The organism is Crateriforma conspicua (genome assembly GCF_007752935.1).
GTDB classification, from domain to species: domain Bacteria; phylum Planctomycetota; class Planctomycetia; order Pirellulales; family Pirellulaceae; genus Crateriforma; species Crateriforma conspicua.
Window position 1 is genome coordinate 2,705,801 of record NZ_CP036319.1, and the last position, 13,210, is coordinate 2,719,010.

9 protein-coding genes are annotated in these 13,210 nt (G+C 58.1%); 4 read left to right on the forward strand and 5 right to left on the reverse strand.

The window, feature by feature from the left end:
* Positions 1–143 precede the first annotated feature (143 nt).
* The 5 genes from Mal65_RS10320 to Mal65_RS10340 form a co-directional block, all read right to left on the reverse strand.
* The gene (locus tag Mal65_RS10320) at positions 144–953 is read right to left on the reverse strand and encodes a class I SAM-dependent methyltransferase (RefSeq protein WP_145296870.1); all 810 of its coding nucleotides are present in this window, start codon (positions 951–953) and stop codon (positions 144–146) included.
* Between the two features lie 190 nt (positions 954–1,143).
* Positions 1,144–2,175, reverse strand: a complete 1,032-nt coding sequence (locus Mal65_RS10325) for a TIM barrel protein (protein WP_145296873.1) — start codon at positions 2,173–2,175, stop codon at positions 1,144–1,146.
* A gap of 1,542 nt (positions 2,176–3,717) precedes the next feature.
* On the reverse strand, positions 3,718–5,118 hold the full coding sequence (gene lpdA, locus Mal65_RS10330; RefSeq protein WP_145296877.1) for a dihydrolipoyl dehydrogenase: 1,401 nt from the start codon (positions 5,116–5,118) through the stop codon (positions 3,718–3,720).
* Positions 5,119–5,795: 677 nt separating this feature from the next.
* Positions 5,796–6,557 (reverse strand): 3-keto-disaccharide hydrolase, encoded by a 762-nt coding sequence (locus tag Mal65_RS10335; RefSeq protein ID WP_196784744.1) that lies wholly within the window; start codon positions 6,555–6,557, stop codon positions 5,796–5,798.
* Positions 6,558–6,638: 81 nt separating this feature from the next.
* Positions 6,639–8,087, reverse strand: coding sequence for a sulfatase family protein (locus Mal65_RS10340; protein WP_145296880.1), 1,449 nt, complete (start codon positions 8,085–8,087; stop codon positions 6,639–6,641).
* Between the two features lie 466 nt (positions 8,088–8,553).
* On the opposite strand from Mal65_RS10340, the gene Mal65_RS10345 reads away from it, so the two are divergent.
* From Mal65_RS10345 to Mal65_RS10360, 4 genes are all read left to right on the forward strand, one after another.
* A complete protein-coding gene (locus Mal65_RS10345; protein WP_145296884.1) occupies positions 8,554–8,988 on the forward strand; it encodes a TadE/TadG family type IV pilus assembly protein in 435 nt (144 codons plus the stop codon).
* Positions 8,989–9,016: 28 nt separating this feature from the next.
* Positions 9,017–10,147, forward strand: coding sequence for a vWA domain-containing protein (locus tag Mal65_RS10350; protein ID WP_145296887.1), 1,131 nt, complete (start codon positions 9,017–9,019; stop codon positions 10,145–10,147).
* A gap of 9 nt (positions 10,148–10,156) precedes the next feature.
* Positions 10,157–10,792: a TadE/TadG family type IV pilus assembly protein gene (locus Mal65_RS10355; RefSeq protein WP_145304826.1), complete on the forward strand. Its 636-nt coding sequence runs from the start codon at positions 10,157–10,159 to the stop codon at positions 10,790–10,792.
* Between the two features lie 162 nt (positions 10,793–10,954).
* A complete protein-coding gene (locus Mal65_RS10360) occupies positions 10,955–13,165 on the forward strand; it encodes an FdhF/YdeP family oxidoreductase (RefSeq protein WP_145296890.1) in 2,211 nt (736 codons plus the stop codon).
* Positions 13,166–13,210: the final 45 nt, after the last annotated feature.

The window sequence follows — 13,210 nt, forward strand, 5'->3', positions numbered from 1 at the left end:
AGTCACCTTTCGCTCCACGAAAGTAGCGTCCGGCCCTGCGTGCAACACCATCCGATCCGCCACCTCCGCCCCCTTCCAGGCTCCTGCCATTGCGAATCAGCGGCTTCGCCATTTTGCCGCTTCGCCTTTCATCGGACTCCGGATCATTTAACCGGCCCAATCTTTGTGGACTTTGTCGCAATGAACGTTGGAATGAAATCGGAAAGGGGCCAATCTGACCAGCCGTCTTCGAACAGTCCCGTGATGGCTAAGCCGGCGTCGGCCTGACCGCCAAGTTGGTCGGCCAGGGTGTGTCCAAAGCAAAAGGGTTCTTGCTGGTCAATCAAGGCCTTTCTTTGCTGTGAAGTCAGGCCAGTCAAATCAGAATAGGGGATCTTGTGACAGACTTTGAATTCGCCCTTTTCCATCAATTCATCATCAAATAGATAAACAATGGGATTGACGATTCCGGAGAGCAAATTGGCTCCAACTTTCATGACTCTCGCCGCCTCTTTCCAAACCGGCAGTACGTCAGAAACAAAGGTGTTGGAACATGGGTGAAAGATGAGGTCAAAGGACTCGTCGTCAAAAACAGAAAGGTCGGCCATGTCGCCATGGATCAGGCGAAGCGACAGGCCTTCACGATCGGCCACGAGTCGGTCCTGTGCCAATTGCCCGGGCGAATTGTCAAGCACCGTCACCCTGCCCCCAGCCGCCGCGAGAATCGGGGCCTGTTGGCCGCCACTACCGGCCAGGCATAGAACCTCGATAGGATTGGCACGGAAATCAGGGAACCATTCGCGAGGAACCGGTTTTTCCGGTGTCAGAACGACCTGCCAGTCATCGTTACGCGCACGTCGAATCTCCTCGGGTGAAACCGCAGTCGTCCAACGGTTTTTCTTGCGAACCTGATGGTCCCAGGCCAGGCGGTTGTAGGCAAGAATATCGTCCGCTGGATCAGGGGGCCGGTTCATCGGTTGCAGAGTCCGAGTTCAATCAAATTTTCGGAAACAGCCCCGGTATAAAACAGGGGCCGGTCGCCGCGCGTGGGCGTTGATCAGTTCGTGCCATCGATTTCGCAGGATGGTCGCCCGTTCCATCCCAAGGGTTGCCGTTCACTCAGGCACTGCTGCGATGGAACTTGGTCCATCCGGGCCTTTTGCACTACTTCGTCGGCGGTTGCAAGTTGACGGATTCGGCCAGGGCTGCGATGTCCGATGCGGCGACCATCGCATTTTGATTTTGAGGAAAACACTCGGCGCCGATGTAGCCCTTGTATCCCAGGTCTCGCAACCGATTCAGGACGCGCCCATAAGCAACCTCACCCGTGCCCGGTTGAAAGCGATCCGGGGAATCTGCCAATTGCACATACCCAACCTGATGGATCCCATCTTCCAAATGGGTGATCAGGTTGCCATCGGTGCGTTGCATGTGAAAAAAGTCCCAATTGATTTTCAAATTCGGAGAATCGACGGCCCTGCAAATGGAAAGCGCCGGCTCCACGCCGTAAATGAAATGGCCGGGATGATCGAACGGATTGTAAGGCTCAATCGTTGCGATTTTGCCAGCCGCTTCCAACTTTCCCAAGGCCGCTTCAACTGCCCGCGTGTAGGTGCCCAACATTTCCTGAACACTCTGGCCCTCGACGATTTTGTGTCCAGTCAGATTGAAATTGTGAACATCGAACAAGTCCGCCAGTTCAACCGCGAGATCGATCCAGTCAATGAAGGCATTTAGATTGTTGGTATCGGCAAGCGACGGCGCACCGGGTGAGATGCTGGTGACCTTCATCCCCTCGCCACGCGCACGCTCGGCAATTTTCTTTGCCGATACCAAGCCGCCGCCAAGCTTCTTTTTCTGGGGATTCCAAATTTCAATCGCGTCAAAGCCGACTTCTTTCGCCGCCGTGATGCGGTCGAGAAAGTCAAGATCTTTGAACCACATCTCGATGTTGCAGGAGAACGAGGCGAGCCATCTCCGCCGATCTTCCAGTGTCATGTCCATCGACCTGCTTGACGCAGTCGAGTGGTCGGGCCCGGTTGCCCCACAGAGTGCCACGCCAACAGATGCGACGGCTGTTGATGCAAGAAGATGTCGTCGTTTTATCGTCATGTCATGCACCTGTCGTGTTTGCCTCAAATCATCGATTGCCGTTTTCCCCACGCGCGATGCCGGGGTGGGGCGTGGGGCCTGCATCCAGAAAGCTTACCTTTGGCCAAGTTCGGTTCCCACCGGACGCCCGCTGGCGATCACCCAAAGTCGCCTTTCGCTCCGCGAAAGAAGCGTCCTCTCTCTGACGCAGGGTTTCGTCGCGGCCCAATGCCTATCATCGGCCGATCGCGAAGCGTGTTTCTTTACACATCCTTGAAAGGTATCCGGGCGACACTCATGTTTTGAAAGCTGCTACCCGTCACGGCTTGTCATGAAATCATGGATTGCTTTGATCGACTCTTCCAAGCTCTGTGAAGGTGGAAACAACAACAAATTTGGCGAACAGGGACATGCCCACAAACCAGAAACGAACCCGAGTTTCAAAAATGCTTGTTCGGTAAATCCCGCTTGGCAATCCGGACAAAGGGAATCATACGGCAATGGGGCGTTCAATTCGGCCAGCCTTTGTTCCGCTTCCACTGCGGTGTCAAACATTTCGCTTCGAAACGGCCACACACCCATCTCGTCTTTGATTCCGATAAAGCATCCACCGCTTGGAGACGAGAAGATCTCGAGCGTCGGCCCTTCATCCGGCTTTCCGTCTTGGCTGTCGAAGTTCATCAAGAGCCCCCGTCACAAATATTGCTCGGCTGGAACACTCGCCGTTCCTAACAACCGTCGGGGAAGGTGATCTTGCGTCTCGGCTTTGACCAAGTCGATTTGTAGCGACTAGCGTTCAGGTAAACGGCAAATTGCATTTTACCTATTCATGCCGATGAGATGGGGGGGGCAAGGTTCTGGATCCAGCAGAGATCAAAGACTGCGTCCAGCGCGGTTCAATAGCACGACATGCAGTGCCGTCTCGCCTTTTTACGACCGGCATGCAATGAATCCGCGAAATGTCATGCCACTGGCCTGACGCCCCCGACCGACCTCGCGCCATTCTTTCAAGCGACCGAGTGTCGAAACGCAACCACCCATTGCACCCGAGAAAACCAAAGTCGCCTTTCGCTCCGCGAAAGTAGCGTCCCCCTCCCACCGTCAAACGTCGGGCACGCGCAAGTCAGTCCGCGTTGCAAAAAGACCTCCGTCCCCTTAAAGGCCGCCTGAGATGGGGGGGGCAAGGTTCTGGATCCAGCAGAGATCAAAGACTGCGTCCAGCGCGGTTCAATAGCACGACATGCAGTGCCGTCTCGCCTTTTTACGACCGGCATGCAATGAATCCGCGAAATGTCATGCCACTGGCCTGACGCCCCCGACCGACCTCGCGCCATTCTTTCAAGCGACCGAGTGTCGAAACGCAACCACCCATTGCACCCGAGAAAACCAAAGTCGCCTTTCGCTCCGCGAAAGTAGCGTCCCCCTCCCACCGTCAAACGTCGGGCACGCGCAAGTCAGTCCGCGTTGCAAAAAGACCTCCGTCCCCTTAAAGGCCGCCCAAGTCGCCTTTCGCTCCGCGGAAGTAGCGTTCCCCCCCCATGATCAAACGTCGGGCACGCACGTGCCATCGCCGACGATGGCAAGAGCAAGTCAGTCCTCGTTGAAAAAAGACCCCCGTCCCCTTAATGGCCGCCGGCTGTCTTAGGGTCAGATCGTGTGGATCGGGCGGTCGTCGACGGCCAGGGCGGCTTCGTGGACGATTTCGGACATCGTCGGGTGGGCGTGGCAGGTCCGTGCGATGTCTTCGCTGCTGGCGCCGAACTCCATCGCGGCGGCGACTTCGGCGATCATGTCACCGGCGCGGGCACCGATGATGTGGGCACCCAGTACGCGATCGGTCGCCGCGTCGGCCAAGATTTTTACGCGGCCTTCGGCTTCGCCCAATGTGCGTGCCCGACCGTTGGCTCCATAAGGGCAAACCCCCTTCTTGTACTCGATACCCTCGTCTTTCAACTGGTCTTCCGTTTTGCCGACCGTCGCGATTTCTGGGTGGGTGTAAACGATCGCGGGGATCACGTCATAGTTCATATGGCTCTTGATGCCCGCCATGCGTTCGACGCACACGACGGCTTCTTCCATTGCCTTGTGTGCCAACATCGCGCCTCCGATGCAATCGCCTGTCGCGTAGATGCCTTCGACGGACGTTTCGTAGTTTTCATCGACGCTAAGGAAGCCGCGGTTGTCGGTTTCCAGACCGGCCGATTCCAGTCCCAGATCATCGGTCGCCGGCGCACGTCCGGTGGCCAATAGCACGCGATCACATTCGATCGAATCGCCGTCTTTGATCGTCACGACGCACCGATCCCCGTCGACTTTGGCCGATTCGACGAAGGTCTTGGTGCGGAAATCCAGGCCTTGTTTTTTGAACGCGCGATGGGCCAATTGGGCGAGTTCACTGTCCAGTCCCGCTAGGATGCGGTCCATCGCTTCCAGCACGATGACTTCGCTGCCCAAACGGTTCCAGACGCTGCCCAGTTCCAGGCCGATGTAGCCGCCGCCGATGACCACCAGACGTTTGGGGACGCTGGGGAACGACAGCGCAGTGGTGCTGTTTCCGATGCGGTCGCCGTCTTCTTCGACACTGCGCAGCTTTGCCGGAACACTGCCGGGGCACAACAGGATCTGGTCGGCTTCGATCAGCGTCGGTTCGCCGTCGCCGGTGGGCGTGACCTGGACCGAATTGACGTCACGCAGGCGTCCACGGCCCTGGTACGGCGTGACCCCTTGGTTTTTGAACAGCATGTTGATGCCGCCGGTCAACGTGTCGACGATCTTCCGCTTGCGAGCCATCATCGCGTCCAGGTCCAGCGTCACGTCGCCGACCTTCACGCCATGCTGTTCCAGGTGGTGCAGCGATTGTTCGTACAAGTGCGACGATTCCAGCAGGGCTTTGCTGGGGATACAGCCGACGCGGACGCAGGTGCCGCCGAAGCGATCATTTTCGTCGATACACGCGACGTCGATGCCAAGCTGAGCCGCTCGGATGGCTGCCACGTATCCTGCCGGCCCGCCGCCGACGACGACCAATTCGTGTCGCGCTTTGTTCATGTCTGCTTAGTATTTCGCTGGTTTCCAAGAGAACTGGGCAGCCCGTAAAGTCCGCAGGGCAGCCAATGAAGTATGCAGGCTTTGGGCCGCAGTGACGAGGGGGAACAACGGTCGGATTCTTTGAGGTCCGTGCGTTTCGGGAGATCTTTCAAGGTGCCAAAAGTTCATCTTACTTTCTCCTGGGGCCCAGAAGCTGACCCGCGACTCATCCATCCAATCGACGAAGCTTTCTGCAGGCTGCCGCCGGAGCCGCCGACTAACCGGGGACCGGCCTGCGTACCAGCCCCGCCGTTGCCGACGAAACGGGATCCAACAGCCCCAATGAACAGCCGGTCATCGGCTTCATCGGGACGGGAATCCGGTACCACACCTATCACGGCCGCGAAGCGTTGAAGTTCGGCTCGTGTGTATCGGGATTGCGGATGTCGACGTGAACGGTTCGGTTGACCTACCATCCGGAAAACCAAACGTTTGGTGATGACGCGCTGGCGAACTCGTTCATCGAACGACCGCAACGGAAGGGATACGAGATCACGGTTTGATCGTGACTTGTTTTTAATGTTTCGGCGGCCGGTGAATCCGATTGGGTTTGCCGGCCTTTTTGTGGATGGTTGGGAAAGGGATTGTGATGGAGGGGCGGACGCTACTATCGCGGAGCGAAAGGCGACGATGGCCGACTATGGCAATTGGCGGATGAACAGATTGCGGAAGGTGATCGGGCTGCCTTCGCTTTCCAAGCACAGGTAACCTTCGCTGGGCTGGCAATCCGAACCGCCGGACACTTCTTCGCCGTTGACCCACAAACGGATCGTGCCATTGACGCCTCGGACGTAGTAACGATTCCACTGGCCGGCGCCCAAAGATCGTTCCTTCGATGGAAACGAACGACTGCCGTTGGGTGACAGCGGCGGGAAGGGCTTCATGGTCGACTTGCCGACCGCGAATACGTCACCGTGGGTCGAAAAGAACGGCGTTTTGCCGCCACCGGTTCGCTGGTGCCACTGGCGTGTGTAATCGTGGTCCAGCATTTGAATTTCGATCCCGCCGTCGGGCAGTTTGCCGGGCGGCAAGTCATCCAAAGCCGACGCGGGAACCCACGCGAACACGCCGCTGTTGCCGGCCGGGCGTTCGTGCCGCCATTCGATCAGCAGTTCAAAGTTCTTATACGTTTTGCGGCTGCGTGTGACTCCGATCGGCGTCCCCGATCCGTGAGCGACCGGGCCGTTCCAGGTCAGCGTCTGGTCATCGCCATTGACACGCACAAAGTCGGCTTCGCCCAGCGGCGTCCAGCCCGGATCGCTGGGAGAGACGACGATCGTGTGCTCCGGTGCATCGGTGTGTGTGGATTCGTCGGCTTGGCATGCAGGCGAAAAGCATGTGGCCATCAGTCCGGCAAACAGTGTGAACAACTTGGCGGATCGAAACGTCGGAAGTTGCATGATCATCATCGTTTCACTCGGAGTGATGGGCGGCGTGTTGTGGGATCGAAGGGGCAAGAAATCTGGGCGGGCGACGGCGGTTCAGAAATCACGAAACGGTCCACGCGGCGGTGCGTCTTGCATCTCGCTTTCCCATTGCCGGTATTTCGCTTGGATGTCAGCCAAGACGTCCGGATATTGCTGGGACAGGTCGTTGGATTCGCCGATGTCATCGGTGATTCGGTACAGCCCGCTCTGGTCCTTGTCCGGCATGTCAACCCACTTCCAATCGTCCACGCGTGCACCGCGGCGATCCTGGCGTTTCCAAAACATCGATTTGCGTGGCGATTCAGTGTCGCCGCGAAGCGTGTCCCACCAATCGAAGCCGTCCAGGGTAACATCGGCCGGAACTTCGGCGTCGGCCGCGCTGCAAAGGCTGGGCAAGATTTCCAGGCTGGTCAGCAACTGGTCGTTCACTTGGCCGGGCTTCAGCTTGCCATCGGGCCAGCGGACGAGACAGGGAACACGCACACCGCCTTCCCACATCGTCGACTTTTTTCCACGCAGCGGGGTGTTGTCACTGCCACCGCCGCCACCGTTATCGGACAGAAAAATGACGATCGTCTGGTCCAGTTGGCCGCGCGATTCGATGCGGCTGATCACTTGCCCGATCGCATCATCCATGCATGTGACCGCGGCGGCATAGTCGCGGCGACGAGCTTCGGTGGTCACTACCGTCGCCGGGTTGCCGTACCGGTATCGATCGGTGGTTCGGTACGTCGGGGCGACCTCGGGATACATTGCTTTGAAACGTTCGGGCGCCTGGATCGTGCTGCGAATCTTTGGATCCAACGATGACGAATTATGGGGCGCGCTGAATGGTAGGTACAGGAAATACGGTTGGTCGTCGGGTTGCTGGTCCAGGAATCGCAACGCTTCGCGTAGGAACAGGTCGGTGCAGTAGGTACCACGGTCATCGACGGTTGGCGATTCATTGCGAAACATGCTGGGCACGCCGTAACGTTCGTGGGTGTAGTAGTCGATGCCCGTGTTGACGAAACCATAAAAGTCGTCGAAGCCTCGGGACGTTGGCAAGAAACGACGCAGACTGCCCAAGTCCCATTTGCCGTAGATGCCACATCGGTACCCGGCATCGGACAAGTAATTGGCCAACGTCGATTCGCGAACGTCCATGCCGCCGATGCGTTCGAAAGTGGCGGCGTACTGTGCGGCGGTATAGCGGTGGCCGTAATCCGGGGCTTCGTTCCGGATCATGTCGCTGATGCCGTTGCGTTGCGGATAGCGACCGGTCAACAGTGCGCCGCGTGACGGAGTGCAGGCCGACCAAGCGACATAGAAATTCGTCAGCCGGATCCCCTCGACCGCCAAACGATCCAAGTTGGGGCTGATGATCTGACCGCCCAGGCAGCCTAGGTCGTTGTATCCCAAGTCGTCGGCAACGATCAGCACGATCGATGGCGAGGTCGGTGGTGCCGCGTCAGTCCAGGAGGAGGCAATGAAGAAAACGACGATGCACAGAAGGCCGGTCATGCGGCGGTGACCGGCGGCGGATGGGTCGGTGAGCACGACAAACACGGGTGGAGCGGGACGGTGGGGCGGTGGGGCGGTGGGACGGTGGGGCGGTGGCGACAAAGCCGAGGCGGGATGGGGACGGATCACGCGGGGGTGCAAATCATGGGCGGCGTCATGGTCTGCGGCGGATCCCCGTCATCATAAACGCTGGGGCACAGGGGCTGGGCTCCGGTCATTTGTCCAGTCATCGCTGCCGTGCCGTCGTTCGGCCGTGCATGCTAAGCCGTTGTGTCGGGCCGCCGTGTTCGGCCGGCGACATCACCGACATGATCGGATTCTTTCGTACCTTCGGCGCCAGCGGTCTGTGATGCGGTTGGCCGCGACAATTCGCCAGATTCTTGTGGGTGGTTTTACGTCCAGTAAACGGTGCGTGACCTAGGAATCTAGTGGAAATCTCCAGGAACTTGTTTTTCACGATCCGACCATGCACGCAAACCGATCCCGGAAAAGCCAACTTGCGACACCGCGTCAACGTCGTAACGGACGCCGCGCCGCGGCCGTGGTGGAACTTGCGGTCTGTCTGCCGCTGTTGACGCTGATCATGTTGGGGACGATCGAGACCTGCAACATGATGTTCGTGGGCCAAAGCTTGAAGATCACCGCTTACGAAGGTGCCCGCGTGGGTGTGGTACCGACGTCGAAAGCGGAGAACGTCGAATACCAGTGCCAGCTGTTGCTGGATGCCCATGGCGTCAAAGGCTATGACGTTTCGATGAATCCCAGCGATCCGGGATCGCTGGGTGAAGACGACTATTTCCAAGTCACGGTGTCCGCACCGTTTGATTCGAATTCTTTGCTGGGCGGATACCTGTTCAGCGGCAAGACACTGACACGTACGGTCAGTCTGCGTGCACGGTAACGAGAAACTCTGATAGGGCCCGCAAACGATGCCAATCCATCGCATCCGAAACAACCGACGTGATCGCCGCGGCGCGACGATGGCATTGGTGGCCGTGTTGCTGCCGGTGCTGCTGATCATTTCCGCTTATGCGATCAACATCACGTACATTGAATCGCTGAATACCGATGTGCAGATTGCATCGGATGCCGCAGCGCACGCGGCGTTGAAAGAGTATGTGTTAAGCGACGGTGACAAGGCCAAGGCGGTGACAGCGGCACAAGCCGCGGCAGCGCTGAATCCGATCGGCGAACACGTCATGCCGGTTGGTGAAGGAGATTTGGATGTGGGTGTCAGCAACCGAAACGCATTGAATTCAACGCATTCGTTCACACCGGCAGAAAACGGCAATGCGATTCGATTCGTGACGCGCTCGCTAGCCAATAGTAACAACACCAACATCAAACCGCTGTTCCCGACGTTCGGGACCAACTTTCAGTTCAAGACACAACGCGAAGCGATCGCCACCCAAGCGGCGATGGATATCAGCTTGGTGGTCGATCGCAGCGGATCGATGGCATATGCCGCGGACGAAGTGGCCCAGTACCCGCCGGCGCCCGCGGCCGCACCGGCCGGGTGGGATTTTGGACAACCGGTGCCACCCAGCGCACGTTGGTTGGACTTGATCGCAGCGGTCAACACGTTCAAACAGTTGATCGAAGCTTCGCCGATGGAAGAGTACGTTGCGCTGTCGACTTACAACAGCAATCCGGCCACTCCCGTTCGTCTGACGAACGACTACACCGAAGTCATGGATGCGTTGCAGGCGATCTCGGTCAGCTTTGAAGCCGGTGGGACCAACATCGGTGGCGGGATGATGGAAGGATCCGCCGCGGTGACCGACCAAGCCTTGGGACGCCCCTTTGCCACCAAGGTCGTGATCGTGATGACCGATGGGATTCACAACTACGGGAAAGATCCCGTCAGCGCCGCCTACAGCCTGTACCACAACGGGATCACCGTCTTCACCATCACGTTCAGTGATGAAGCGGATCAAAACAAGATGAAAAAGGTCGCCGACATCTGTGGCGGCCAACACTTTCACGCCGTGACCGCGGCCCAGCTGGCGGATGCGTTTCGTGAAATCGCCCGTCGTTTGCCCAGTCTGTTGACGAAGTGAGACATGTTGATGTTGGTTTTTAAACACTTTCGCCAGAAAACTCCGGTGCAACGATCCGTTAACGATGTAGAACGGCGAACCGGGGCTGCTGCGGTCGAATTTGCCTTCTGTTTGGTATTGTTGGTGATGCTGATCTTTGGCGGCATCGAACTTTCCCGCGCCAGCATGCTGAAACACGTCGCCGACCACTCGGCCTACATCGCGGCACGAACCGTGATCGTTCCGGGCTCCAAGTCGTCCACGGCAAAAAACATGGCCAAGGATTATCTGGCCAAGCACGGGATCCAATCGGCGACCATCACGGTGACGCCGGAAACGCTGAGCGAATCGGACACGTCGGTCAACGTGTCCGTGAAGATCCCCGTTTCGGAAAACGTCTGGTTGTCACCCCAGTACACCAGCGGCGATGTCGAAGGTCATTGCACCTTGATGACCGAGCGGGCACCAATCGTGTTGGCAAAATCTTTGCCGACGCCTCCACCACCGCCGCCTCCACCACCGGAACCCGAACCGGAGCCGCAACCAGAGCCAGAACCCGAACCGGAGCCGGAACCAGCGCCGGAGCCTGAGCCGGCACCCGAGCCATCGCCACCCCCGCCGCCTCCCCCACCTCCACCACCGCCTCCTCCACCACCCATGCTGTAAGGCGATGGGGGTGAAAGGGCGAACGTCCACATCAACGATCGACGCCGGTGATCAAGTTTTTGGTCGCCGGCGTTTTTCGTGTTGCTCGTTCCGTGAATCATCAAAGCCGCAACTTTGCTAACATGCAGTCCGGTGAGGTTTCGATTCGAGCGGACGGACACGATGGTCAAAGTCAACAGCGGCGGCGGATGGCGGGCGATCGCCTATTCTTTCAAGAAGGGCCGTGAAGCCGGCGGGATGTGGAAATTCTACCGGGCGCTGCGAAGCAAGAATGCGTGCAAGACGTGCGCACTGGGCATGGGCGGCCAGAAGGGCGGCATGGTCAATGAGGTCGGATCGTTCCCCGAGGTCTGCAAAAAAAGCATGCAGGCCATGGCGTCGGACATGCAACGCGGGATCGATCCAAACTTCTGGAAGCGGAACAGCATCGAATCGCTGCAGCGTTTGACGCCACGCGAACTGGAATATCTGGGACGTTTGGTGCATCCGGTCCGCTATCGCCGCGGCCAAACCCACTTTGAAACGATCACTTGGGAACAGGCGTTTGACACGATCGTGGGCAAGCTGCGTGAAGTCGCACCGGATGAAACGTTTTGGTATTTCAGCGGACGCAGCAGCAACGAAGCCGGTTTCCTGCTGCAGTTGATGGCGCGTTTGTATGGCACCAATAACGTCAATAACTGCAGCTATTACTGTCACCAAGCCAGCGGCGTGGGGCTGAATTCCAGCGTTGGCAGCGGGACGGCAACAATCCAATTGGAAGACTTGGAACAAGCCGATTGCGTGATGTTGATCGGCGGCAATCCGGCCAGTAATCATCCGCGATTGATGAGCAGCCTGTTGAAGGTGCGCCGATCCGGCGGCAAGGTCATCGTCATCAATCCGGTTCGCGAAACAGGGCTGATTCGGTTTCGCATTCCCAGTGATCCGCGTTCGCTGTTGGGCGGGTCAAAGATCGCAACCCACTATTACCAGCCTCACATCGGCGGTGACTTGGCGTTGTTGTGGGGAATCGCCAAAGCCGTGCGTCAGGCTGGTGCGATGGACCTGGATTTCTTGTCGCAAAATTGTCGGCATCATGACGAATGGTTGGCGGCGGTCGATGCGATGGACTGGGCGGAGATCGTTGCGAAATCGGGCGTTTCGCAAGCGGAGATGGAAGAGATTGCAGACGTCTATGGCAAATGCAACCGCGCGGTGTTCGCCTGGACGATGGGCATCACGCACCATCAGCACGGCGTGTTGAATGTTCAAGCGATCTCTGCGTTGGCGTTGTGCCGCGGGATGGTGGGGAGACCGGGCAGCGGATTGATGCCGATCCGTGGTCACAGCAACGTCCAGGGGATCGGCAGCGTGGGGGTGACCCCGCGGTTGAAGAAACAGATCTTTGATGCCTTGCAAGAAAAATACGGCATCCAGTTGCCCACGAGCGCGGGCAAAGACACGTTGGCATGTATGGAATCCGCCCACTGTGGTGACTTGAAAGTCGGATTCTGCTTGGGTGGGAATTTGTACGGCAGCAATCCGGATTCGGCTTATGCCGCGGCCGCTTTGTCCAACTTGCAAATGAACGTGATGCTTAGCACGACTATGAACACCGGGCACGTTCACGGGCTGGCCGACGACACGATCATCTTGCCAGTCTTGGCCCGCGATGAAGAACCCCAGCCGACGACCCAAGAATCGATGTTCAACTATGTGCGGTTGTCCGATGGTGGGCCGCGGCGTTTACCGGGGCCACGAAGCGAGATCGACGTGATCTCCACCATTGCTTCGCGTCTGATGCCCGAAATGCAGGGCGTCGATTGGACCGCGATGGGACAGACTTCGACGATCCGCCAGTGGATCGGCGAAGTCATCCCGGGATTCGAAAAGATCAAGTCCATCGACCAAAGCAAGGAAGAGTTCCAGATCGCCGGACGGACGTTCCACCAACCCAGCTTTGGGACCAAGGATGGCAAAGCGATTTTGCATGTCCATGCGTTGCCGCCGCTGGCCGCCGAAGGTTCGGGGCAATTGCGATTGATGACCGTCCGCAGCGAAGGCCAGTTCAACACGGTGGTGTACGAAGACGAAGATCTGTACCGCAATCAAACCGCGCGAGACATCATCCTGATCCATCCCGACGATTTCCCCGTGCTGGGGATACGGCCGGAATCTCGCGTCACCGTTTCCAGCGACACCGGTCGGATGGAAAACATTTTGGCGCGGCCTTATCCCGACATTCGCTCGGGAAACGCGCTGATGTACTATCCGGAAAGCAACGTTTTGGTTTCCCGGGCGATCGATCCGAAAAGCAAAACACCGGCTTTCAAGGGCGTCGTGATCACCGTGACCCCACAAGAAAGCGGTTCGGTCGCACCGGCCGGATGATCTGTTGCGGGCCCAGGCTTGCCAGGACGTGAAAATTCGCAACAG

What these genes read in the sequence shown, in the direction of transcription:
- Mal65_RS10320 (WP_145296870.1), bottom strand. Translation starts at nt 953, where the DNA reads ATGAACCGGCCCCCTGATCCAGCGGACGATATTCTTGCCTACAACCGC.
- Mal65_RS10325 (WP_145296873.1), bottom strand. Translation starts at nt 2,175, where the DNA reads ATGCAGGCCCCACGCCCCACCCCGGCATCGCGCGTGGGGAAAACGGCA.
- lpdA (WP_145296877.1), bottom strand. Translation starts at nt 5,118, where the DNA reads ATGAACAAAGCGCGACACGAATTGGTCGTCGTCGGCGGCGGGCCGGCA.
- Mal65_RS10335 (WP_196784744.1), bottom strand. Translation starts at nt 6,557, where the DNA reads ATGCAACTTCCGACGTTTCGATCCGCCAAGTTGTTCACACTGTTTGCC.
- Mal65_RS10340 (WP_145296880.1), bottom strand. Translation starts at nt 8,087, where the DNA reads ATGACCGGCCTTCTGTGCATCGTCGTTTTCTTCATTGCCTCCTCCTGG.
- Mal65_RS10345 (WP_145296884.1), top strand. Translation starts at nt 8,554, where the DNA reads ATGCACGCAAACCGATCCCGGAAAAGCCAACTTGCGACACCGCGTCAA.
- Mal65_RS10350 (WP_145296887.1), top strand. Translation starts at nt 9,017, where the DNA reads ATGCCAATCCATCGCATCCGAAACAACCGACGTGATCGCCGCGGCGCG.
- Mal65_RS10355 (WP_145304826.1), top strand. Translation starts at nt 10,157, where the DNA reads ATGTTGGTTTTTAAACACTTTCGCCAGAAAACTCCGGTGCAACGATCC.
- Mal65_RS10360 (WP_145296890.1), top strand. Translation starts at nt 10,955, where the DNA reads ATGGTCAAAGTCAACAGCGGCGGCGGATGGCGGGCGATCGCCTATTCT.